The organism is Micromonospora sp. DH13 (genome assembly GCF_020873825.1).
Classification (GTDB): domain Bacteria; phylum Actinomycetota; class Actinomycetes; order Mycobacteriales; family Micromonosporaceae; genus Micromonospora; species Micromonospora haikouensis.
On record NZ_JAHWGR010000036.1, the window covers coordinates 18261 to 40204 of the forward strand.

Consider the following 21944-nt stretch of genomic DNA (forward strand, 5'->3'; position numbering starts at 1 on the left):
ACCGGTCGACACGAGCACGAGAGGCGCGCCGGTGACCCGTACACCCGACCGGATCCGCCGGGCCCGGCTGACCCTCGCCGGGCTCGTCGCCGCGGCCGTGGTCGCCGCCGGCTGCACGCTGCCCGCGTTCGCCCCGCGCACCGAGGGCGCGGGCGAGGCCGCCCCGCCGGGCACCGCCCCGACCTGGCGGGCCTGCCCCGAGGTGGCCGACGAGCTGGTCGGCCGGCGCGCGCCCGACATGCGCTACGAGTGCGCCCGCATCGCCGTGCCGCGCAACTGGGGCTCCGGCGGCGGCGCGACGGCCGGACCGGGCACCGGGGAGACCTTCGAGATCGCCCTGCTGCGGGCCCGCTCGACGAAGCAACGCGACCGGATCGGCTCCCTGGTGATCAACCCGGGCGGCCCGGGCGGCTCCGGCGTGGACACCGCCGTCTACCTCTCCTTCGGCCCGACGTTCGGGGGCCTGCCCCCGTCGGTCACCGAACGCTTCGACATCGTCGGCTTCGACCCGCGCGGGGTGGCCCGGTCCAGCCCCGTGAAGTGCATCTCCGACGCCGACCTCGACGCCAGCTTCGGCTACGACCCCGACCCGCGGTCCGCGGCGTCCTTCGACGGTTTCGTGGCGCTCAACGAGCGGATCGGGCGCGGCTGCGGCGACAAGTACGGCGACCAGCTCCCGCTCTACGGCACCGAGCAGGCCGCCCGCGACATGGACGCGGTGCGCGCGGCGGTCGGCGACGAGAAGCTGACCTACCTCGGCTACTCCTACGGCACCCTGCTCGGCGCGACGTACGCCCAGCTCTACCCGCAGCGGGTGCGGGCCCTGGTGCTCGACGGCGCGGTCGACCCGACGCAGGACCTGGTGGCCGGCTCGGAGGGCCAGGCGAAGGGCTTCGAGCGGGCGTTCGACAACTTCACCCGGTGGTGCGCGGCCAACGCTGGGCGCTGCCCGCTCGCCCCGGACGCCCGGGCGGCGGTGACCTCGGCGATCGACAAGGCGAAGGTCTCCCCCGTGAAGGCGGCCGACGGCCGGGAGGCCACCTCCGGCTGGGTCTTCTACGCGGTCATCTCCTCGCTCTACACGGAGTCGGGCTGGCAGGAGCTGGCCCACGCCATCGAGCGGCTGGACGGCGGCGACCCGGGCGAGGTGTTCCGGCTGGCCGACGCGTACGCCGGCCGCGACGCCGACGGGAAATACTCGAACCTCTTCGACGCCAACCTCGCGGTCAACTGCACCGACGAGACCGCGAAGCCCAGCGTGCAGCGCATCCGCGAGCTCCAGGCGCAGTGGCGGCAGACCTACCCGCTGTTCGGGCCGGCCCTGGCCGTCGGCATGCTCGGCTGCGCCGAGTGGCCCGGCGCGCGGGACCCGTACCCGACGGGGAAGGCGGTCGGCGCGCCGCCGATCGTGGTGGTGGGCACCACCGGCGACCCGGCGACCCCTTACGAGCAGACGGCGACGCTGGCCTCGATGCTGGGCGTGGGCCGCGTGCTGACCTGGGAGGGCGAGGGGCACACGGCGTACCCGCAGACGAGCTGCGTGACCGACGCGGTGGACGCGTACCTGATCTCGCTGACGGTGCCCCGGGAGGGGCTGCGCTGCCCGGCCCGGTGACGGCGCGCCGGGTCGACCGCCGGCCGGCCCGCGCGGCGGGACGGCTCACCTGCGGGATCTGCGGGCGCGGCGGGTGGCCGGTGGCGGCGGGGGCAGCGGCGGCTCCGGCGGCAGGGTGATCCCCTGTCGGGCCGCCAGCTCCTCCACCAGGGCCCGCATCCGCCGCACGTCGGCCTTCAGCTCCTCCTGCTCGTCGTGCTCGAAGGCGTCGTCGTCCACGATCAACTGGCTGGCAAAGTGCGCGGTGATCAGCGGGATGACCAGCAGCACCATGGTCGAGATGAGCAGCGCCGCCAGGGCCCGGCCCGCCCCCGTGGTCGGGGAGATGTCGCCGTAGCCGACGGTGGAGGCCGTGACCACCGCCCACCAGACCGAGTCGGTGGCGCTCTTGTGCTCCACGTGGCTGTAGATCACCCCGGCCACCACGATCATCAGCAGGTACGACGTGATCAGCGTCCGGGGCGAGTTGGCGAACCACACCAGGCCCCGGTAGACCCAGCGGAACGGCTGCAGCAGGACGTCCATGCCGCATCATGCTGCCCGGTCCCGGCAACCCGCGGCCGGGACATCGCCGGCTGCCGTTATGTCAGGCTGACGCCATGCGCACAGTGATCTTCCGGGAGGCGGTCCGGGCCGACCTGCCGGCCATCCTCGCCCTGCTCGCCGACGACGTGCTGGGGCGGGCCCGCGACGTCGGCGAGGTGGACGACGCGTACGAGCGGGCCTTCGCGGACATCTCCGCCGACCCGCGCAACCATCTCGTGGTGGCCGACGACGGCGGGGTGGTCGTGGGCTGCCTGCAGATCACCTACATTCCCGGGCTCGGCCGGCACGGCGCCCAGCGGTCCCTCATCGAGGCGGTGCGGGTGCGCTCCGACCGTCGGGGGCAGGGGCTGGGCGGGGAGATGATCCGCTGGGCGATCGACCAGGCGAGGCAGCGCGGCTGCGCCCTGGTGCAGCTCACCACGGACAAGTCCCGCACCGACGCCCACCGCTTCTACGTGGCCCTGGGCTTCCAGTCCACCCACGAGGGCATGAAACTCCCCCTCTGACCTCCCCCTCTCCCCCTCTCCCTCCCCCGCGATCTTGCACTTCGGGCCCCGACAAAAGGGGTGAAAGCCCCACCCGAGGGGCCGCAAGTGCAAGATCGCGGGAGTCGGGTCAGGGGGTGGGGACCAGATGGCCGTCGCGGAGGGTGAGGGTGCGGTCGGCCAGGTCGATGAGGGCCGGGTCGTGGGTGGCGACGAGGGCGGTCATGCCGCGCGCGTGCACCACCGCGCGGAGCAGGTCCATGATGGACCGGCCCGTCTCCGAGTCGAGCTGGCCGGTGGGCTCGTCGGCGATCAGCAGGTCCGGCTCGTTGGCCAGGGCCCGGGCCAGCGCCACCCGCTGCTGCTGACCGCCGGACAGCTCGTACGGCCGCTGCGCGGCGTGCCCGCCCAGCCCCACCAGCTCCAGCAGCACCGCCACCCGTTCCTCCCGCTCGGCGGCGGGCACCTTCGCCAGCCGCAGCGGCACCCCGACGTTCTCGGCGGCGGAGAGGATCGGGATCAGCCCGAAGGTCTGGAAGACGAACCCGACGGTCCCCCGGCGCAGCCGCAGCAGCTCCCGCTCGCCGGCCGACCCGAGGTCGTGCCCGGCCACCCGCACCTGGCCGGAGTCGGGCCGGTCCAGGCCGCCGACCAGGTTCAGCAGGGTGGTCTTGCCGGCGCCCGACCGGCCCCGGACGGCGACCAGTTCCCCCCGTCCGGCGACGAACGAGACGTCCCGGACGGCGTGCACCGCGCGCTCGCCCCGGCCGAAGGTGCGACTCACCCGGTCCACCCGCACCACCTCCTCCACCGTCGCGGTGGGTCCGGGGGCGGCGGCCACCCCGGCGGCCGTGCCGACGGGGGGACCGGACTGCTGCTGCTCGCTCATGCGTCACTCCGTTCGGCGTCGGCCCGGCCGCCCGGCCGCACCTCGACGTGGTCGGGTTCCAGGGTGAGCCGGACCCGGTCGCGCAGGGCCAGGGCGTCGACGAACGACTCCGGCAGTTGCATCCGGCCGGCGCGGTCCAGCACGGCGTACTCCTCGCTGACCAGTTCCGTGCTGCCGTCCGCGCCGATCCGCGCGGTCCGGCGTACCTCGGAGGCGGTCCGGCCGTCGCGGATGGCGACGGTCCGGCGGACCTGGGTGGCCACGGCGTGGTCGTGGGTGACCACCACGACCGTCACCCCCAGTTCCGCGTTGATCTGCCGCAGCGCGGCGAAGACCTCCGCGCCGGTGGCCTCGTCCAGCTCGCCGGTCGGCTCGTCGGCGAAGAGCACCTCGGGGTCGTTGGCCACGGCCACCGCGACCGCGCAGCGCTGCTGCTCCCCGCCGCTGAGCTGCGCCGGCCGCCGGTCGGCGCAGTGGCCCACGCCGACCAGGTCGAGCAGCTCGCGGGCCCGCTCGCGGCGGGCCCGCCGGGAGCGCCGCCCGGCCAGCCGCATCGGCAGCTCGACGTTCTCCAGCGCGGTCAGGTACGGCAGCAGGTTGCGGCCGGTCTGCTGCCAGACGAACCCGGCCATCCGCCGGCGGTAGCTCAACCGGCGGCGGGCGGACATGGCGAGCAGGTCGTACTCGGCGACCCGGGCGATGCCGGCCGTCGGGGTGTCCAGCCCCGAGAGGATGTTCAGCAGGGTGGACTTGCCCGAGCCGGACGCGCCCACGATCGCGACCAGCTCCCCCCGGTCGATGACCAGGTCGAGCCCCTGCAACGCGACCACCTCGACCCCGTCGGTCTTGAAGATCCGCACCAGGCCGTCGCAGACGATGTGCCCGCGCAGCCGGTCGTGCCCGCCGGCCCGCTCGGCCGCCCGCTGCGCGGCCCGCCGTTGCAGGGTGGCCAGGTCCGGCGCGGCGGGCGCCGTCACAGTGGCTGTCATCTCAGCATCCCTCTCCACGCATCGTCAGCATTCCTCGCCGCGTCTCCACGGACCCCCAGCTCCCTGCGCCGCGTCTTCCACGGTCAGCTCCCCTCGCCGAGCCGGAGCACCTCGCCGAGGCGCATGCGGCGGTTGTTCACCGTCTCCACGGTCACCGCGAGGGCCAGCGCCACCGCGCCGGCCGCCAGGACGGCCCCGACCAGCCCGGGCGAGAACGCGACCCGGACCGGCTCGCCGCCGGTGAACGCGGCCAGCCCGAGCGCCGGGGTGAGCAGCAGGGGCAGCAGCGCCCCCGTGAGCGCGCCGGTGAGCAGCGCGGCGGCGACCAGGGGCGTCAGCTCCACCAGCAGCAGCCCCCGCCACTGCCGGCGGGACAGGCCGAGGGTGCGCAGCCGGGACAGCACCTGCGCCCGCGTCCGCGCACCGGCCAGCACCGCGAAGGCGACCGCCAGCAGACCGAACGCGGCACCCCCGGCCGCGCCCGCGGCGAACCCGAAGACGAGCAGGCCGTTCGCGCCGCCGCCACCGAGCTGCTGGCGGGCGCCCCGCCAGGTGGTCACCTCGGCGCCGCGCGGGCGCTCCCCCGCCGCGAAGCTGCCGCCGGTCTGGTAGCGGCGCTGGCCCTCGTCGCCCGCCCGCCGCAGCGCCTCGACGTCGAACCCGTCGCCGGTGACCAGGAACGCCGTCGGCACCGGGCCGGACACGCCCGAACCGGGGGTGCCCGGCCCGGACGACACCGGACCAGGCGTGCCCAGGCCGGCCGACACCGGCTCGGGCAGCGCCTGCCAGGGCAGCACCACGAACCGGTCGACGTCGGGCGGGACCAGCGGGAAGCCCTCGGCCGTGGCGGCCACCCGGAACGGCTGGGCGTACCCCTGCAGGGTCACCAGGGCCGTCCCGTCGAGGCCCGCGCGGGCCAGCTCGGCGGCGAGCCCCGGGGAGACGAGCGCGGGTGCCGGCCCCGGCGACCGGCCCGCCCGCAGCACCGGCGGCACCGACACGTCCACTCCGGCGTCGCGCGCCGTCTCGGCCAGGCCCGGCCCGTCGACCAGCAGCACGGTGACGGCGGCGAGACCCGCGTCGACGCCCCGGGCGTCGGCGACGCGCAGCGCGCCCTCCCGCAGCACCGGGGTGCTGCGCCGCACGCCGGGCAACCGTTGCAGGGCCACACCCGTGTCCGGGGCGAGCCGTTCCCCGTCGACCAGCGCCGACGCCGGCACGGCCGTGGTGGCCGTCCGGTCCCGGCCGGCCTCGATGCCGCCCGCCACGACCCCGCAGAACGCGGCCGTGGCGACCGCGACCACGACGACCACCACCGGCCCGGTGGCGGCCGACCGGCTCGCCCCGGCCACCCCGAGGAACGTCACGCTGCCGCGCATGCGGGCCGCGACACGGCCGAGCAGCCGCAGCGGCCAGGGGTAGAGCCGCAGCACCAGCACCGCGGCGGCGACGGCCAGCAGCACCGGCACCGAGACCAGCAGCGGATCGACCGCGCCGGGGCTGAGGCCCCGGCGGCGGATCAGGAAGGTGGCCAGCACGGCGAGGGCGACGACGAGGAGTTCGAGGGTCAGCCGGCGGCCACCGGCGCGGCGGCCGGACAGGTCGCGTCGGCCGCCCGGCAGGGCCGAGGAGCCCAGCGTCGCCAGGGGCAGGGCCAGGGTGGCCAGCGCCGCCGCGACGAGGACCAGCCAGTCGGTCCCCGCCGTCCCCGCCGTGGAGCCGGGCAGCAACCGGCCGAGCAGCCAGCCGAGCGCCGCGGCCGGCGGCACCACCAGTGCCGACTCGGCGAGGCTGCGCCGCGCCCCGCTGGTCGGTGCGCCGCCCCGGGCCACCAGCAGGGCGAACTCGGCCTCCCGGCGGCGGGCCGCCAGCCGGGCCGCGAGCACGATCAGCCCCGCCACGGTGGCGAACATCCCGGCGGCGATCACCGCGAGCAGCGTCCGGGCGGCGGAGACCGCGTCGAGGAACTGCCGCAGCGGGACGTCCACGGCCTGGGTGACGCTCAGCCCGGCCGGGGGCGTGCGCTCCAGCCGCCGCACGCCGTCGATGACGGCACCCAGGTCGGCCACGTCCAGGTCGCCGAGGCGGTAGCGCCAGGAGAACCGGACCGGCACGCCGGTCGCGATGGCCGCGTCCAGGCCCGCGTCGCTGGTCAGCGCCACCATCTCGTACGGCTCCTCGTCGCCGGCCGGCTCGGTCACCCGCAGCGCCGACGGCAGGGTGTTCCAGATGCCGTCGGCGCTGCGCGCCGGCTCGAAGACGCCCACCACGAGCAGCGGCACCGGCTCGGCGCCGGCACCGCTGAACCGCAGCCGGCTGCCCGCGCGGAGGTTCAGCTTGCGGGCCGTGTCGTCGGCCAGCGCGACCTCGACGGGCTGCCCCGCGCCCACCGCCTCCGCCGGCCAGCGTCCCTCGGTCAGGGTGGCCGCCCCGGTGACGCCGGTTGCCGCGCGGAGCCGGGTGACGACGAGATAGTTCTTCGCCGCGAGGTCGGGGCCGGTCAGCCGACCGAAGGCGGTCTCCGCGAGGAACCACCGGCTCTGCACCGCCTCCCGGACGGCCCCGGGCAGGCCCGCCTGGAGCGTGTCGAGTTCCCGGCCCCGGGTCGCGGTGACCGGCGCGACGACCCCGCCCCCACCGGCCGGCAGCTCGGCGGCGGTGAGGGTGAGGTCCCGCTCGGCGGCCGGCCGCTCGGCGACGTGTTCCCGCAGCCCCTGCTCGGCGAGCCGGTCGGCGGTACGCGGAACGCCGGTCACCAGCAGCGCGGCCACCAGCGCCAGCACCCCCAGCAGGACGAACTGCCCGGCGAACGCCCGCACCCGGCGGACGACCCCCGCCAGCGCGGCCACGCCGCCGAACACCGCCGGCCGAGGCCCCTCGGTCCCACCCCTGGTCATCGCTCTCCGCCGATCCGTAGTTGGGCCGCCGCGACGCGTTGACGGACGCCGGAGGCGATCGCCGTGCTGAACGCGAGCGCCGCGAGCAGCAGGCCGAGGGCGGTGCCGGCGACGGGCAGCCAGGGCAGCGCGAAGGCCGCCTCCGGCACCGGCCGGTCCGCCGACCGGGTGAGCACCACCAGCGGGGCCATGGTGGCGCCCACCCCGGCACCGACCAGCAACCCGACGCCGACACCGATGCCGGCCAGGAAGGTCTGCTCGGTGAGCAGGGCGCGGGCGAGCAGCCGCACCGGGGCGCCCAGGGTGTGCAGGACCGCGAGCTCGCCGATCCGTCGGCGCGCGGTGGCCCAGACGTCCACGCCCAGCCCGACCAGGGCGAGCAGGACGGAACCCGCCGCCGCCGCGAGCAGCCCCGTGCGCGTGCCGAGCCAGTACGGGTCGCGGCCGGCCTCCTCCGCCGCCGCCCGCCGGTCCAGCACGGTCACCCCCGGCAGGTCGGCCGCCGCCCGCGCCGCCTCCGCGGACCCGCCGGTCCCGGTGCGGATCCACCACTCCGAGACCGGGCGGACGGTGCCCGTGGCCCGCAGCAGCCAGTCCGTGGCCGCCGGCAGGTCCAGCAGCATGCCGCCGGCCGCCCCACCGCTGGCCGGCACCGCGTCGACCTCCCCGACCACCTCGACGGTGAGCGTCACCCCGGAGAGGACGACGTCCATCGTGTCGCCCCGGCCGACGCTCAGCGCCCGGGCCACCTGCGGCGTGACCAGCGCCGGGACCGGTGCGCCCGCGCCGGCCGGCACCACCGCGAAGCGGCTGGTCGGCTGCGTCGCGAACCGGCCGCCCGCGACGCGCGCCACCTTCCGGCCGGCGCGCAGCACGCCGTCGGCGAACCGGGCCGGCTCCGCGCTCTCCGGGTCGTCCAGCCGGGGCACCCAGTCGCCGGCCAGCGGTACCGGGCTGGTCGCGCCGCCCGCGTCCACCGTGCGCAGCCCGGTCACCTCCAGCCCGTAGCCGGAGCCGATCGCCGGCCCGGCGTCGACGTCGAATCCGGCCAGCCGGTAGGCCCGGCCGCCGTTGTCCGGCAGGTCCACGGCCACCGGCACGGGCCGTCCGTCGCTGCCCGCGCTGGCCAGGGGAAGCTTCCACGCGCCGCCGTCGGCGGTGGTGAGCAGGGCGGACACCCGCACCGGGTGCGGCCTGGCGGCATCGGTCACCGGGGTGGCGACCGTGCCGGCGAGCCGGCGGGCGGCGGCGGGCAGCTCGACGCCGAGGGGGGCGGCCCGGCCGCGCACCTGCCGGTCGAAGAGCGCCCGGGGCGGCTCGCCGGCGAGCCGCTCGTCGAACCGGACCACGTCGGGCGCCGCCGCCGCGTCGAGGCTCAGCACGCTCACCGGCAGGTCCTCGCGGCCCACCCGGATGTCGTCGCGCCAGGCCGGCACCGCCCGGTCCACGCCGGGCACGGCGGCGAGGCGGCCGGCCCGCTCGGCCGGCGCGGCCCCGGACCGCTCGACCAGCCGCAGGTCGGCCCCGACGGTGAAGTCCGCCTGGTCGAGGTGCGACCGCTCCCCCGTGGTCACCAACGACCAGGCCAGGGTGCTGCCGCCCACGGCGAGCGCGAGCAGCAGCACCGGGCCGGCGTGCGGCCGGCGGCCCGCCTGCCACATGCCCAGCGTCGCGGCCAGCCACGGCCGGCGGTCGACGAACCGTTCGGCGAGCCGGGCCGCCGGCGGCAGCAGGCGCAGCGCGACGACGGCACCGGCGAGCACCCCCAGCGTGGGCGCCGCCACCAGCAACGGGTCGACGCCGAGCCGGCCGTCGGCGCCGGCCAGCGGCGACGAGTACCGCCGCAGCTGCGTCCAGGCCAGCAGGGCCAGGCCGACCAGGGCCAGGTCGACGCCGATCCGCTGGGCCGCCGCGCCCCGGCCCGGCCGGGACCGGGCCGCCAGGTCGGCGACGTACGTGCCGGCGCGGCGCAGCGCCGGCAGCGCCATGGCCACCAGGCAGCCGGCCGCCGCGGCGGAGGCGACCGCCCAGGTGAGGGTCGTGCCGCCGCGGGCGGTCAGCTCCGACCAGCCCTGGTCGCGGCCGATCCGGCGCAGGGCCTCGGCGGCGATCGGGGGGCCGAGCAGCGCGGCCGGCAGGACCACCAGGGCGGCCTCCCGCACGGCCAGCCCGGCGATCTGCCCCCGCGCCGCGCCCCGGGCGCGCAGCAGCGCCGTCTGCCCCCGACGGTCCTCGTTGAGCAGGGCCGCCACCAGGACCAGCGCGTACCCGCCGAGGACGAGGACGAGCAGCAGCGGGGTGAGCAGCGACGACCGGCCCACCAGGTCGGCGCGGGTCAGCCGGTCGATCAGCCGGTCCATGGTGGTGACGGTCTGGGCGGAGGAGCCGAGGCCGGTCGCCCCGGGCAGGTCGGCGACCTCCGTGGCGACGGCGCGGCGCACGGCGTCCAGCCGGCCCGGCCCGACCGCCGCCAGGTCGGGCTCGACCAGCCAGGCCGCCGAGGTGGTGCCGGGGAACGTCCGGTCGAAGTCGGCGGGGTCGAGCAGGAACGGCCCGTACGACGTCTCGGAGCCGGCCGCGACGGCGCCCGGCGCGAGTCGCCAGTACGACCCGGTGGGGTCCCGGGGCCGGAACAGGCCGACCACCTCGACCTCGCCGGTGCGCTCGGTGGCCCGGTCGCGCAGCGGCACCCGCTCGCCGACGGCGAGGCCGAGCACCGCGGCGACCCGCTCCGGCAGGAGCACCTGCGTCGGCACGGCCCCGCCCGTGGGCTGCCGCCCCGCCACCAGCTCGGCGTGCCCGGCCAGGTCCTCCAGGGTGGTCAGCTCGGCGAACACCGGGTCGTCGCCGGCCCGCGCGGCGCCGAGGTCACCGGTCAGCTCCCGCCCGGTGCCGTAGCGGGCCCCGCGCACCGCCACCGCCGCCCCGCCGAGCCCGGCGGCGAAGCGGTCGCGGACCGCCCGGTCCCGGGCGGCGAAGGCGGCCCGGTCGGGGCCGCCCGAGCCGCTGACCAGCAGGCTGCGTTCCTGGGCGGGCGACGCGGCGAGCACCGCCCGCGCTCCCGCGTCGACGGCCCGCCGGCTGTAGTCGGCCAGCCCGGTGACGAGGGCGACCGCCACCAGGGCCGCCACCAACGCGGCCGACAACAGCCCTCGGGCGGCCCACGCCCGCCTCCACACCAGCACCATCGCGCTGCCTCCCCGGGCCCCCCGCGGAGCCGACGGACACAGAGACCCACTGCGGGTACGGAAAGGTTCGCGCCCGTTATCCGACCGTTATGGCCCGGCGCTCACCGGCCGCCCGGTCCTGCCCCGGGGGGTGGGCCTGGCGGCGGCCTGCTTGGATGGCTGGCATGGAGATCGCCCTCATCGTGCTGACGATCGGCGTCGTGCTGCTGCTGGGCGGCCAGCTCGCCGGCCCCCGGCGGGACCGGGTCACGGAGGCCCGGCTGGCCGAGATCGATCGCCGCCTCCAGCTCGTAATGGACCACCTCGGGGTGGTCGACCGGCGGCCGGAGCCGCCCGGGGTCCGCGAGTATCTGGCCCGGGGCCAGAAGATCCAGGCGATCAAGGCGTACCGGGAGGCGACGGGCGCGGACCTGCGCACGGCGAAGGAGGCCGTCGAGGCGATGATGGGCCCGATCAGCTGATTCCGCGTACGTCAGCTCTGCCCGCGGTCAGCGGGGCCGGTCGCGGTCCTTCGACGGCTGGACCCGCTTGGGCTCGCCGGGCATCTTCGGGTGGTCCGGCGGGTACGGCAGGTCGCCCTGCCCCGCCGCCGCGTCCCGGTCGGCCCACTCCAGCAGCGGGGTGATGTCCCACGCCGCGTCGTCGATGCCGGCGTGCGGGTCGCCCCGCTGCGCCAACCGGACCGGGACGCTGCCCAGGTGCAGGTCGTCGGGGTCGACGTCGGGCAGCTCGTCCCAGGTGACCGGGGTGGACACGGTGGCCCGGGCGTTGGCCCGCAGCGAGTACGCGCAGGCGATCGTGCGGTCCCGGGCCATCTGGTTGTAGTCGACGAAGACCCGCTCGCCCCGCTCCTCCTTCCACCAGGCGGTGGTGACCAGGTCGGGGCGGCGGCGCTCCAGCTCCCGGGCCAGCGCGATGGTGGCCCGGCGCACCTCGGTGAACGTCCACCGGGGCGCGATGCGCAGGTAGACGTGCACGCCCCGGCCGCCGGACGTCTTCGGCCAGCCGGTCGCGCCCAGCTCGTCGAGCAGGGCCCGCAGCTCGGTGGCGGCGGCGACCGCGTCGGCGAAGTCGGTGCCGGGCTGCGGGTCGAGGTCGACGCGCAGCTCGTCGGGGTGGTCGACGTGGCCGGCACGCACCGGCCAGGGGTGGAACACGACGGTGCCCATCTGGGCCGCCCACGCCACGTGGGCGAGGTCGGCCGGGCACAGCTCGTCGGCCGTCCGGCCACTGGGGAAGGTGATCCGGGCGGTGGTCAGCCACGGCGGCACGCCCCGGGCCGGCACCCGCTTCTGGAAGAACGCCTCCCCGCCGATGCCGTCGGGAAAGCGTTGCAGCGTGGTCGGGCGGTCCCGCAGGGCGCGCATGATGCCGTCGCCGACCGCCAGGTAGTAGCCGAAGACGTCCGCCTTGGTGAAGCCCCGCTCCGGGAAAATCACCCGGTCCGGGCTGCTCAGCCGTACGGTGTGCCCGGCCACCTCGACCTCGGCGGCCGGGGCCTTCGCGGTGCCTGCCATCTGGCGACCATATGCCACGGCACCGACAGCCGACGTACCGTTGCGGGGTGAGTCTTGACGAGAACGAACTGCCCCGCACCGAGGACGAGTGGCGGGTCCGGCTCAGCCCGGAGGAGTTCCGGGTGCTGCGCGAGGCGGGCACCGAGCGCCCGTGGACCGGCGAGTACGTGGACACGAAGACCCCCGGCGTCTACCGCTGCCGCGCCTGCGGGGCGCAGCTCTATCCCAGCGACACCAAGTTCGACTCGCACTGCGGCTGGCCCAGCTTCGACGACGCGATCCCGGGCGCGGTGAAGGAGATCGAGGACGACAGCCACGGCATGCGGCGTACGGAGATCCGCTGCGCCCGCTGCGACAGCCACCTCGGGCACGTCTTCCGGGGCGAGGGCTTCACCCCGAAGGACACCCGGCACTGCGTCAACTCGATCTCGATCCGGCTGGAGCCGGCCCAGGGCTGACGGGCGGCGGCCCGGTTCCGCCCGACGGCGCGCGCCACGTCAGACGAGCAGCACGCTGCCCTGCTCGTCGACCCCGTCGGCCGACTCGTCGTCGAGCCAGATCCCGCCGGTGGCGAGATAGCGGAACCGGTACGCCCCGGGCCGGAGCCTGACGGTCACCGTACGGGTGCCGTCGCGCCGGGCGACCAGTTCGTGGCGGCCCGGCTCCCAGTCGTTGAAGGAGCCGACCACGCTCACCGGGCCGGCCGGCGCCTCGCGGGGCAGGCAGAAGGTGACCCGGGTCTGGTTGCCGAACAGCCTGCTGCGCTTGATCACGTCGTCCTCCGGGGGTCGAGGCTTTCACCAGGCACAACGCTCGACACGCCGACCCCGACACGCCGCCTGGGCGGCCCGGTTTCGGTCGTTTCGGCCGCCCGGTTCGGGCCGTTGTCGCACGCTGGGGGGACATCTGTCCTTTCGGCTACGGGGGTTCGGCGATGGCGACGTGCGAGGTCTGCGGCAACGACTACTGGATGGCGTTCGAGGTGCGCACGGTCAGCGGCGACGTGCACACCTTCGACTGCTTCGAGTGCGCGGCGCACCGGCTGGCCCCGATCTGCGAACACTGCCAGGTCAAGATCGTGGGCCACGGGGTCGAGGTGTCGGGGCGCTTCTTCTGCTGCGGCCACTGCGCCCGCCAGGAGGAGGGCGACCGGGGCGCGGAGATCCGCGACGCCGTCGGCGCCCGCCCCCGCTGAATCGCAAGGAAGGGCCCCTTATTAACACGGGTGTTAATAAGGGGCCCTTGCTCTACAGAATGCGTTAACAAGGGGCCCTTCCTTGCGCCAAGGGCGGGCGGCCTAGCATCGGCGGGTGTCGCCGCAGACGGTCGAGGCCCGGATCGCCTCCTTCGCCGAGTTGGACGCCCGCACCCTCCACGACCTGCTACGACTGCGCGTCGACGTGTTCGTGGTGGAGCAGCGGTGCCCGTACCCGGAACTCGACGGCCGGGACGTCGAGCCGGGCACCCGGCACGTGTGGCTGACCCGTGCCGCTGACGGTGGCGGGCGGACCGAGGGCGACGTCGACAGTGCAGCCGGGGGCGACGCCGAGAACGAGGGCGACGGCACGGGAGACGGGAACGACGGCGGGGCCGACAGCTACGGCGGCGTCGTGGCGTACCTGCGGATCCTGGCCGACCCCGGCGGCCTGGCGCGGATCGGCCGGGTCGTGGTGGCGCCGGGGGCCCGGGGCGGCGGCCACGCCGGGCGGCTGATGACCGAGGCGCTGGCCGCGGTGGGCGACCGGCCGTGCGTGCTGGAGGCGCAGTCCCACCTGGTCGGCTTCTACGCCCGGCACGGCTTCGCCGTCAGCGGGCCGGAGTACGTCGAGGACGGCATCCCGCACACCCCGATGCGCCGGCACCCCGCCCGCCCCGACGCCCCGGAGGGCGCCGCAAATTGACACATCCCTATGGGTGTGGGAATCTCGCAGCAGAGCCGCCACGGGAGCAACTCGAACCGGCACGGGAGGGGCAACTCCCGAGATCCGGGCGTCGTCACAGTCGACCCCTCAACCCGGAGGCTCCATTGTCCACCCTCGCGCGTCGGCGTTCCACGCCGCGCCTCGCAGCCTGGCTGCTCGCCGTCGGCACCGCCGCCGCCATGCTGCTCACCACCGCCCTGGCGAACCCCGCGTCCGCCCACGGCTCCGTCGTCGACCCCGCGACCCGCAACTACGGCTGCTGGCAGCGCTGGGGCGCCGATCACATGAACCCCGCCATGGCCACCCAGGACCCGATGTGCTGGCAGGCCTTCCAGGCCGACCCGCAGGCCATGTGGAACTGGATGGGCCTGTTCCGGGAGGGCGTCGCCGGCAACCACCAGGCCGCCATCCCCGACGGCCAGCTGTGCAGCGGCGGGCGCACCCAGACCGGCCAGTACAACTCGCTGGACACGATCGGCGCGTGGAAGACCACCTCGGTCTCCAACAGCTTCCGCATCCAGCTCAACGACCAGGCCAGTCACGGCGCGGACTACATCCGGGTGTACGTGACCAAGCAGGGCTTCGACGCGCTGAACAAGCCGCTGGGCTGGAGCGACCTGGAACTGGCCGGCCAGATCGGCAACACGCCGGCGTCCCAGTGGAAGAAGGAGGCGTCGGGCGTGTCGATCCAGGTGCCGGCCAACGCGCCGGGGCGCACCGGGCGGCACATCGTCTACACGATCTGGCAGGCCAGCCACCTCGACCAGTCGTACTACCTGTGCAGCGACGTGGACTTCGGCGGTGGCGGCCCGACCACCCCGCCCACCACGACCCCGCCCACCACGACCCCGCCGACCACCCCTCCCCCCACCACGCCGCCGCCGACGACCCCGCCGGCGACCGGGGGCTGCACGGCGACCTACCGGCCCGTCTCCTCCTGGAACGGCGGGTTCCAGGCCGAGATCGACGTGACCGCCGGCTCGTCGGCGATCAAGGGCTGGACGGTGACCTGGACCTGGGCCAACGGCCAGCAGGTCAGCTCCTACTGGAGCTCGACGGTGACCACCAGCGGGTCCACGGTGACCGCGCGCAACGTGGCCTACAACGGGTCGCTGGCCGCCGGGGGGAAGACCTCGTTCGGGTTCGTCGCCTCGTCGTCCGGCACCAACACCGCGCCGACCCCGACCTGCACGCCGACCGTCTGACGGCCGGCGGCACGACGCCCGCCCGACGCGGCGGCGCGTGTTAAGAAGGGCCCCCTGTACAACGTTCTGCGTTAACAGGGGGCCCTTCCTTGCGCCTAGCCCCTCACGGGAGGCAGGTGACGATGTCGGCGATCGCGCGGCGGCGGCCCGTGTAGAACGGGACCTCCTCGCGGACGTGCCGGCGCGCACCCGAGGCCCGCAGGTCACGCATCAGGTCCACGATGCGGTGCAGCTCGTCGGCCTCGAAGGCGAGCATCCACTCGTAGTCGCCGAGGGCAAACGAGGCCACCGTGTTGGCCCGCACGTCCGGGTACCCCCGGGCCATCTTCCCGTGCTCGGCCAGCAGCTCCCGCCGCTCGGCGTCGGGCAGCAGGTACCACTCGTAGGAGCGGACGAACGGGTAGACGCACAGGTACGCCCGCGCCTCCTCGCCGGCCAGGAACGCCGGGATGTGGCTCTTGTTGAACTCCGCCGGCCGGTGCAGCGCCAGCTGCGACCACACCGGGGTCAGCGCCCGGCCCAGGGTGGTGCGGCGGAACCGCAGGTACGCGTCCTGGAGCGCGTCGCTGGTGGCGGCGTGCCACCAGATCATCAGGTCGGCGTCGGCGCGCAGCCCGGCGACGTCGTACGTGCCGCGCACCGTCACGTCCTTGCCGGCCAGCTCCGCGAAGAGCGCCTCGACCTCGCCGGTGACGTTCTCCCGCAGCGACGGCAGCGGGCTCGTCGCCCGGTACACCGACCACATCGTGTAGCGGATGCTCTCGTTGAGCTCCCGCAGCCGCGCCGCGTTGGTCTGCTCGGTCATGCCGATCCTCCCAGTGCCGTGATGATCTCCTCGGCCGCCGTCTCGCCGGAGCGGACGCAGACCGGGATGCCGACGCCGTCGTAGCCGGCGCCGGCCAGGGCCAGCGTGGGGTGCGCGCCGCGCAGCGCCGCCCGCACGGCGGCCACCCGGTCCAGGTGCCCCGGGGTGTACTGCGGCAGCGCCCCGCCCCACCGCTGCACGTGGCTGGCCACCGGGGCGGGCAGCGGCGTGCCGAGCACCTTCGACAGCTCCCGGTGCACCGCCTCCTCCAGGTCATCGTCGGTGACCTGGAGGGACGTCTCCTCGCCGTAGCGGCCCACGGAGGCGCGCACCAGCGCCAGCCCGTCCGGCCGGGCCAGGTGCCCCCACTTGGTGGTGAAGAACGTCGACGCCTTGACCAGCAGCCCCTCGGTGGCCGGCACCAGGAACCCGGACAGCGCCGGCAGCTCCGGGTGGGGCAGCGCGAGGGTGACCAGCGCGACGCTGGCGTAGTCCAGGGCGCCGACGGTCGCGACAGCCTCGGGGGCCAGGTCGGCGACGCCGGCCAGCAGGCGGGCCGCCGGGCGCGCCGGGACGGCGAGGAGCACCGCGTCCGCGTCGACCAGCTCCGGGTCGCGGGTGGGGCCGACGGTCAGCCGCCAGCCGGTCGCCGTCCGGGTCAGCTCCCGCACGGCCGCGTCGCGGCGGATCGTCGCCCCGCCGGCCGCCGCGGCGGCCTCGACGAGCCGGCTCAGCCCGCCGGCCAGGGTGCCGAAGACCGGTTCGCCGGGGGTGCGCGGCGCGGCGGCCTGCGCCGCCCGGACCGCGCCGACGAGGGTGTGCGCCACCCGGGCCGCGCGGGCCAGCGCCGGCATCGTGGTGGCCAGGGACAGGTCGTCGGCCCGGCCGGCGTAGACGCCGCCGAGCATCGGGTCCACCAGCCGGTCGGCCACCGCGTCGCCGAACCGGGCCCGCACCAGCGCCCCGACGGAGACGTCCGCGCCGGGGGCCAGCAGCGGCCGGCCCTCGTCGCGGTCGGCGTCCGCGGCGGGCTGGGCCACCGCCGTCACCTTCGCCAGATCCCCGGGTACGCCCACCAGCGTCCCGCCCGGGATGGGGCGCAGCCCCCCGTCGACGGCCAGGGCGGCCTGCCCGACGCTCGGGTGCACGATGTCGTCGGCCAGGCCGAGCCGGCGGACCAGGGCCACCGCGGCCGACTCGCCGCCGGCCGGGTCCCGCATCAGGAACGACTCCGCGCCGAATTCCACCGGACCGCCGGCCAGCTCGCCCGTGCGCAGCTTCCCGCCGAGCACGCCGGACTGCTCGTAGACGGTGACCTCGGTGCCGGCCGGGGCCCGGTCGGCCAGCCGGACGGCGGCGGCCAGCCCGGTGATCCCGCCCCCGACGATCGCCACCCGCCACGGCTGCCGCACGGTCGCCCCCTCTGCTACTCGCCCGGGCGCGCGGACACCTCGTGCACCAGCGCGACCACCCGGGTCAGCACGTCCGGATCGGTCTCCGGCAGGACGCCGTGACCGAGGTTGAACACGTGGCCGGGGGTCGCCCGCCCCTCGGCGAGAATGCGCCGCACCTCCGCCTCGACCACCGGCCACGGGGCGAACAGCACGCACGGGTCGAGGTTGCCCTGCACGGCCTTGTCGGCGCCGATCCGGCGGGACGCGACGTCCAGCGGCGTACGCCAGTCGACGCCGACCACGTCCGCGCCGGCCTCGCCCATGGCGGGCAGCAGCTCGGCGGTGCCCACCCCGAAGTGGATCCGGGGCACCCCCGCGTCGGCCAGTCCGGCCAGCACCTTCGTCGAGTGCGGCAGCACGTAGCGCCGGTAGTCGGCCTCGGACAGCGCCCCGGCCCACGAGTCGAACAGCTGCACCGCCGACACCCCGGCGTCGACCTGCACCCGCAGGAACGCCAGCGTCACCTCGGCCAGCCGGGCGCACAGGGCGTGCCACAGCTCCGGCTCGCCGTACATCAGGGCCTTGGTCTTGGCGTGGGTCCGCGACGGCCCGCCCTCGACCAGGTAGCTGGCCAGCGTGAACGGAGCGCCGGCGAAGCCGATCAGCGGGGTGTCGCCCAGCTCGGCGACGAGCAGCCGCACCGCCTCGTCGACGTAGGAGACGTCGGCGCGGGTGATGGGCCGGATCCGCTCGACGTCGGCGAGGGTGCGCACCGGCTCGGCGACCACCGGCCCGGTGCCCGCGACGATGTCCAGCTCCACCCCGGCGGCGGCCACCGGCACCACGATGTCGCTGAACAGGATCGCCGCGTCGACCCCGTGCCGGCGGACCGGCTGGAGGGTGATCTCGGCGACCAGCTCGGGGCGGCGGCAGGACTCCAGCATCCCCACGTTCTTGCGGATCTCGCGGTATTCGGGGAGGGAGCGGCCGGCCTGGCGCATGAACCAGACCGGGGTGTGCGGGCCGGGCTCGCGTCGGCAGGCCCGGACGAACGGCGACCCGCCCGTCCCGCTGCGGCGGGGTTCTCCGTCTCGGGCGGCGGTGCCCGTCGTCTCGGTGCTCATCGCGGCTATCGTGCCACGCCCCCGGACCCCCTCCCCCACCCCCGCCGCCTTTTGTGACGTGTAAGGAAGGGCCCCCTGTTAACGCATCCGGTAGAGAAGGGTGCCCCTCTCACCATCCACCGTCCGCGGCACCCGCGAGGGCCGCCGCCGCAGGCCGTCGGCGTGCCGTTCCGTCGGCCGGGCGGCGGGCGGCATAGGCTGCCGGCATGGCCCCCCCGATCGCGCTCCCGGAGACCTTTGCCCGCGCGGTCGCCGGGCTGCGGTCGGCCGCGCCCCGATCGGAGATCGTCCTGGAGGAGGTCGGCGCGCCGCAACGCCTCGCGCCGTACGCCTTCGCGCTCTCCGCGACGGTGCTGCGCGACGACGACGAGGTGGCCACGGGGCGGCTGATCCTGTTGCACGACCCCGCCGGGCACGAGGCGTGGCAGGGCACCCTGCGGCTGGTCACCTACGTCACGGCGGAGCTGGAGATCGACCTCGCCGCCGACCCGCTGCTGCCCGGGGTGGGCTGGACCTGGCTGACCGACGCGCTGGACGCGCAGGACGCCCCGCATCGGGCCATCGGGGGCACGATCACCCAGACCATGTCGACCCGGTTCGGCGACCTAGCCGGGCCGCCGGCCGCCGGCGACATCGAGATCCGGGCCTCGTGGACCCCGCTCGGTGAGGACCTGACCCCGCACCTGATGGCCTGGTGCACCCTGCTCGCCTCGACGGCGGGCCTCCCCCCGCCCGGGGTGACGTCCCTGACGGAGCGCCGCCCGGCCGGCGCCGCCTGACCCACCGCACAACACCCACCGCCCAACACCCACCGCACGACGCGCGCCTCAGATCTTGGAAGATTTCGGCCCCTGGAGGGGCCGTTTCGCTCCAAGATCCCCAGGTGCCGGGCCCGGCGCAGCCCCGCCCCGCCCGTGGTGGCGTGGGCGGGGCGGGGTCGGGGACTTCCTACCTGCGCGACGTCAGAGGTAGTTCTCGGCCTCGTCGCAGACCTTGTTCATGCCCTCGGTGGCCTTGTCGTACGCGGCCTTGTTGTTCGCCGCCGCGGCCGTCAACGCACTGGTGAGCTTGTCCAGGCAGGTGGCGATGACCTTCTTCTGCCGGGCCTGCTCGTCCCGGTCGTTCCGGGTGCCGGTGAGGTCCTGCTCGGTGTTGGAGAGCTTGTCCCGCACGGCCTGCAGGTCGGTCTTGAGCTTCTCGATCTCGGTCTTGTTCGCCGCGATCGTGCCGTCCCGCTCGCTGACCTGGCCGGTCAGCCGCTTCTCGGTGCGGTCCAGCTCGCTGCTCTTGGTCACGTAGAGGCCGGTCATCACACCGCCGAGGACGAAGAGCAGCCCGGCCACCACGGCCAGGACCAGCACCTTGCGCCCGCCCCGGTTGGCGGCCGGTGCCGGGGCGCCGTAGGGCGGCGTCGTGCCGGGCGGGCCGTAGGACGGCGTCGCGCCCGGCTGGCCGTAGGGCGGCATCGCTCCCGGCGGGCCGGACATCGGCTGGCCGAAGGCCGGGCCCGAGGCGGGCGGCACCGACATCGGCTGGCCGAACGCTGGCGACGGCTGCCCCGGCCCGGAAACCGGCGGGTGCCCGGCACCGGAAACCGGCGGGTATCCGGCACCCGAGACCGGTGGCGTCGACACCGGCGGATATCCGGCGCCCGAGACCGGTGGCGTCGACACCGGCGGATATCCGGCACCGGGAACGGGCGGCGTTGACACCGGCGCGGTGAACGGCTGCGTCGGCTGCGGCTGCGACGCGCTCTGCTGGACCGGAGAGAACTGCTGGGTCGGCTCCGCCGCCGGCTGCGGCGTACCGTACTGACCCGGGGCGAACGGCTGCGTCGGCTGGGTCGGCTGTGCTGGCTGCGGCGGCTGCGGCACGCCCTGCTGAACCGGGGCGAACTGCTGGGTCGGCTCCGCCGCCGGCTGCGGCGTACCGTACTGACCCGGGGCGAACTGCCGGGTGGGCTCCGCCGGCTGGCCCGTCGGGTCGTACTGCGGGGGCACGGGCTGGCCGGGGCCGCCCGGCGGCGGATACGGCGGCTGGCTCCCCGGCCCGGTCGGTGGCTGCGACATTCTTCTCTTCCTCCAGGTGGGGCGGCCCGTGGCCGGGGCCGCGACGAACCGGCTGGTACGGGACGGACGGCGCGGAGCGGCCGAAGTCAGCAGATCCGGAAACCGTCGCAGGCGACCTTGATGGGTACGGCGAGGCCGATGCCCTCGGCGTCGCGGGCCTTGGCGGTGGCGATGCCCACCACCTGCTTCTGGCCGTTGATGACCGGGCCACCGGAGTTGCCGGGGTTGATCGGCGCGTCGAACTGGATGACCGGGCCCGAGCCCTGGCCTGCCTCACGGAAGGCGCTGACCACGCCGGTGGTGACGCTGTCCTGCAGGCCGAGCGGGGCGCCGACGACGACGATCTGCTGGCCGGGCTTGACCGCGGCGGACGCCGTCACCAGCCCGGTGAACTTGCTGGTGGTGCGCAGCTGGGCGATGTCGTTGACCTCGTCGACCTTGACGATGGTGGCCGGGTAGCGCTGGTCGGTGCGTTCGAGGAAGACCTCCCGGCCGCCGCCGACCCAGACCGACTCGACCACGTGGAAGTTGGTGAACAGGTTGGTGCCGCCGCCGGTGTCGGGCTTGCCGACCGCGAAGGCGGTGCCGGTGAACTGCCCGGCCCGGACCCGGAAGACGCTGGGCAGGACGGCGCTGGCCACCGCCTCCGGGTTGAACTGCGCCCCGGCCTGCTTCTCCAGGGCCTGCGCCCGCTGCTCCAGACCGTCGAGCCGGGCGCCGTCGCCGCTCTGCGCGGTGGCCAGCCGCTGGTCGGTGTCGGCCAGCCGGTCGGAGAGCCGACTGATCTGGTACGCCTGCACGCCGCTCACCACGGCCAGGACCAGGGCGAGCCCGAACGCGACGAACGTCAGCGCCCTGCCCCGGGGACGCGGGGTGGCCCCGCCGGTCGGGGCGGTCGCGGGCCAGGCCGGCCCGGGGGCCGGGGTGGTCCCGCCGTGCGGGTACGCCGGGCCGGGGACCACGGGCGACGGCGGCGCGGCGGCGTACCCGGCCGGGGGCTGCTGGCCGGCGGCGGACGACTGCTGGCCGGCGGCGGGTGGCTGCTGCGGGGCGGGCCAGCCGGCGGGCGCGGGACCGGACCACTGGCCGGGCGCGGGGGGCTGGGCGGGTGGGGGCGACGAGCCGGGCCAGTGACCGGGCGACGCGGCCTGACCGGCGGGCGGGTGGCCGCCTCCGGCCGGCGGGTAGGAGCCTGCGGCCTGCGGATAGACGGCGGCGCTGCCGCGGTGCGGGTCGAGCCGGGGCGGGTCCATGCGGGGCGGCAGCGGGCCGGGACGGGTGTCGCCGGACGGGGTCGCG

At 76.0% G+C, this 21944-nt stretch carries 20 protein-coding genes; 8 read left to right on the top strand and 12 right to left on the bottom strand.

What is annotated here, in order from left to right; genetic code table 11:
• The first annotated feature begins 31 nt into the window (after positions 1-31).
• Complete coding sequence (locus LPA42_RS27410) at positions 32-1615, top strand: alpha/beta hydrolase (protein ID WP_077936828.1); 1584 nt, start codon at positions 32-34, stop codon at positions 1613-1615.
• A gap of 45 nt (positions 1616-1660) precedes the next feature.
• Here LPA42_RS27410 and LPA42_RS34045 read toward each other — a convergent pair whose 3' ends face one another.
• Positions 1661-2140 carry a potassium channel family protein gene (locus tag LPA42_RS34045; protein ID WP_077936827.1) on the bottom strand — a complete coding sequence of 160 codons (480 nt, stop codon included), beginning with the start codon at positions 2138-2140 and terminating at the stop codon, positions 1661-1663.
• A gap of 74 nt (positions 2141-2214) precedes the next feature.
• Here LPA42_RS34045 and LPA42_RS27420 point away from each other — a divergent pair, with 74 nt between their 5' ends.
• Positions 2215-2667, top strand: coding sequence for a GNAT family N-acetyltransferase (locus tag LPA42_RS27420; RefSeq protein ID WP_091277239.1), 453 nt, complete (start codon positions 2215-2217; stop codon positions 2665-2667).
• Between the two features lie 109 nt (positions 2668-2776).
• Here LPA42_RS27420 and LPA42_RS27425 read toward each other — a convergent pair whose 3' ends face one another.
• From LPA42_RS27425 to LPA42_RS27440, 4 genes are all read right to left on the bottom strand, one after another.
• Positions 2777-3535: an ABC transporter ATP-binding protein gene (locus LPA42_RS27425; RefSeq protein ID WP_077936826.1), complete on the bottom strand. Its 759-nt coding sequence runs from the start codon at positions 3533-3535 to the stop codon at positions 2777-2779.
• Positions 3532-4524 carry an ABC transporter ATP-binding protein gene (locus LPA42_RS27430; RefSeq protein WP_077936825.1) on the bottom strand — a complete coding sequence of 331 codons (993 nt, stop codon included), beginning with the start codon at positions 4522-4524 and terminating at the stop codon, positions 3532-3534. Before LPA42_RS27430 ends, LPA42_RS27425 begins: the two co-directional genes overlap by 4 nt.
• An 83-nt stretch (positions 4525-4607) precedes the next feature.
• A complete protein-coding gene (locus tag LPA42_RS27435; protein ID WP_077936824.1) occupies positions 4608-7421 on the bottom strand; it encodes an FtsX-like permease family protein in 2814 nt (937 codons plus the stop codon).
• Positions 7418-10609 carry an FtsX-like permease family protein gene (locus tag LPA42_RS27440; protein ID WP_077936823.1) on the bottom strand — a complete coding sequence of 1064 codons (3192 nt, stop codon included), beginning with the start codon at positions 10607-10609 and terminating at the stop codon, positions 7418-7420. Before LPA42_RS27440 ends, LPA42_RS27435 begins: the two co-directional genes overlap by 4 nt.
• A gap of 164 nt (positions 10610-10773) precedes the next feature.
• Between LPA42_RS27440 and LPA42_RS27445 the strand changes: the two genes are divergently transcribed.
• On the top strand, positions 10774-11070 hold the full coding sequence (locus LPA42_RS27445; protein ID WP_077936822.1) for a hypothetical protein: 297 nt from the start codon (positions 10774-10776) through the stop codon (positions 11068-11070).
• Between the two features lie 27 nt (positions 11071-11097).
• Here LPA42_RS27445 and ligD read toward each other — a convergent pair whose 3' ends face one another.
• Positions 11098-12126 carry a non-homologous end-joining DNA ligase gene (gene ligD / locus LPA42_RS27450; protein ID WP_077936821.1) on the bottom strand — a complete coding sequence of 343 codons (1029 nt, stop codon included), beginning with the start codon at positions 12124-12126 and terminating at the stop codon, positions 11098-11100.
• Positions 12127-12173: 47 nt separating this feature from the next.
• Here ligD and msrB point away from each other — a divergent pair, with 47 nt between their 5' ends.
• The gene (gene msrB / locus LPA42_RS27455) at positions 12174-12584 is read left to right on the top strand and encodes a peptide-methionine (R)-S-oxide reductase MsrB (protein WP_077936820.1); all 411 of its coding nucleotides are present in this window, start codon (positions 12174-12176) and stop codon (positions 12582-12584) included.
• A gap of 39 nt (positions 12585-12623) precedes the next feature.
• Here msrB and LPA42_RS27460 read toward each other — a convergent pair whose 3' ends face one another.
• Entirely contained in the window at positions 12624-12899 is a 276-nt protein-coding gene (locus LPA42_RS27460; RefSeq protein WP_077936819.1) for an isoamylase early set domain-containing protein, read from the bottom strand.
• A gap of 161 nt (positions 12900-13060) precedes the next feature.
• Here LPA42_RS27460 and LPA42_RS27465 point away from each other — a divergent pair, with 161 nt between their 5' ends.
• The 3 genes from LPA42_RS27465 to LPA42_RS27480 all read left to right on the top strand — a co-directional run bounded on the left by LPA42_RS27465 (position 13061) and on the right by LPA42_RS27480 (position 15253).
• Entirely contained in the window at positions 13061-13321 is a 261-nt protein-coding gene (locus tag LPA42_RS27465; protein ID WP_043962543.1) for a hypothetical protein, read from the top strand.
• Between the two features lie 115 nt (positions 13322-13436).
• Positions 13437-14027 (top strand): GNAT family N-acetyltransferase, encoded by a 591-nt coding sequence (locus LPA42_RS34595; RefSeq protein ID WP_308291159.1) that lies wholly within the window; start codon positions 13437-13439, stop codon positions 14025-14027.
• A gap of 125 nt (positions 14028-14152) precedes the next feature.
• A complete protein-coding gene (locus tag LPA42_RS27480; RefSeq protein ID WP_228986956.1) occupies positions 14153-15253 on the top strand; it encodes a lytic polysaccharide monooxygenase in 1101 nt (366 codons plus the stop codon).
• 103 nt (positions 15254-15356) lie between these two features.
• On the opposite strand, the gene hemQ is transcribed toward LPA42_RS27480, so the two are convergent.
• The 3 genes from hemQ to hemE are packed head-to-tail and all read right to left on the bottom strand — an operon-like array spanning position 15357 to position 18576.
• Positions 15357-16058 carry a hydrogen peroxide-dependent heme synthase gene (hemQ, locus tag LPA42_RS27485; RefSeq protein WP_043962540.1) on the bottom strand — a complete coding sequence of 234 codons (702 nt, stop codon included), beginning with the start codon at positions 16056-16058 and terminating at the stop codon, positions 15357-15359.
• On the bottom strand, positions 16055-17470 hold the full coding sequence (hemG, locus tag LPA42_RS27490) for a protoporphyrinogen oxidase (protein ID WP_077936816.1): 1416 nt from the start codon (positions 17468-17470) through the stop codon (positions 16055-16057). Before hemG ends, hemQ begins: the two co-directional genes overlap by 4 nt.
• 14 nt (positions 17471-17484) lie before the next feature.
• Positions 17485-18576 carry a uroporphyrinogen decarboxylase gene (hemE, locus tag LPA42_RS27495; RefSeq protein WP_077936815.1) on the bottom strand — a complete coding sequence of 364 codons (1092 nt, stop codon included), beginning with the start codon at positions 18574-18576 and terminating at the stop codon, positions 17485-17487.
• Positions 18577-18782: 206 nt separating this feature from the next.
• Between hemE and LPA42_RS27500 the strand changes: the two genes are divergently transcribed.
• Positions 18783-19355, top strand: coding sequence for a DUF3000 domain-containing protein (locus tag LPA42_RS27500; RefSeq protein WP_077936814.1), 573 nt, complete (start codon positions 18783-18785; stop codon positions 19353-19355).
• Between the two features lie 183 nt (positions 19356-19538).
• On the opposite strand, the gene LPA42_RS27505 is transcribed toward LPA42_RS27500, so the two are convergent.
• Together LPA42_RS27505 and LPA42_RS27510 are read right to left on the bottom strand one after the other, a co-directional pair.
• Positions 19539-20645: a hypothetical protein gene (locus LPA42_RS27505; RefSeq protein WP_228986957.1), complete on the bottom strand. Its 1107-nt coding sequence runs from the start codon at positions 20643-20645 to the stop codon at positions 19539-19541.
• 86 nt (positions 20646-20731) lie between these two features.
• Complete coding sequence (locus LPA42_RS27510; RefSeq protein WP_228986964.1) at positions 20732-21898, bottom strand: S1C family serine protease; 1167 nt, start codon at positions 21896-21898, stop codon at positions 20732-20734.
• Positions 21899-21944: the final 46 nt, after the last annotated feature.

Bases quoted from the DNA above. Each gene is read 5' to 3' on its own strand.
- LPA42_RS34045 (WP_077936827.1), bottom strand. From the start codon at position 2,140: ATGGACGTCCTGCTGCAGCCGTTCCGCTGGGTCTACCGGGGCCTGGTG.
- LPA42_RS27420 (WP_091277239.1), top strand. From the start codon at position 2,215: ATGCGCACAGTGATCTTCCGGGAGGCGGTCCGGGCCGACCTGCCGGCC.
- LPA42_RS27425 (WP_077936826.1), bottom strand. From the start codon at position 3,535: ATGAGCGAGCAGCAGCAGTCCGGTCCCCCCGTCGGCACGGCCGCCGGG.
- LPA42_RS27430 (WP_077936825.1), bottom strand. From the start codon at position 4,524: ATGACAGCCACTGTGACGGCGCCCGCCGCGCCGGACCTGGCCACCCTG.
- LPA42_RS27435 (WP_077936824.1), bottom strand. From the start codon at position 7,421: ATGACCAGGGGTGGGACCGAGGGGCCTCGGCCGGCGGTGTTCGGCGGC.
- LPA42_RS27440 (WP_077936823.1), bottom strand. From the start codon at position 10,609: ATGGTGCTGGTGTGGAGGCGGGCGTGGGCCGCCCGAGGGCTGTTGTCG.
- LPA42_RS27445 (WP_077936822.1), top strand. From the start codon at position 10,774: ATGGAGATCGCCCTCATCGTGCTGACGATCGGCGTCGTGCTGCTGCTG.
- ligD (WP_077936821.1), bottom strand. From the start codon at position 12,126: ATGGCAGGCACCGCGAAGGCCCCGGCCGCCGAGGTCGAGGTGGCCGGG.
- LPA42_RS27465 (WP_043962543.1), top strand. From the start codon at position 13,061: ATGGCGACGTGCGAGGTCTGCGGCAACGACTACTGGATGGCGTTCGAG.
- hemQ (WP_043962540.1), bottom strand. From the start codon at position 16,058: ATGACCGAGCAGACCAACGCGGCGCGGCTGCGGGAGCTCAACGAGAGC.
- hemE (WP_077936815.1), bottom strand. From the start codon at position 18,576: ATGAGCACCGAGACGACGGGCACCGCCGCCCGAGACGGAGAACCCCGC.
- LPA42_RS27500 (WP_077936814.1), top strand. From the start codon at position 18,783: ATGGCCCCCCCGATCGCGCTCCCGGAGACCTTTGCCCGCGCGGTCGCC.
- LPA42_RS27505 (WP_228986957.1), bottom strand. From the start codon at position 20,645: ATGTCGCAGCCACCGACCGGGCCGGGGAGCCAGCCGCCGTATCCGCCG.
- LPA42_RS27510 (WP_228986964.1), bottom strand. From the start codon at position 21,898: ATGGACCCGCCCCGGCTCGACCCGCACCGCGGCAGCGCCGCCGTCTAT.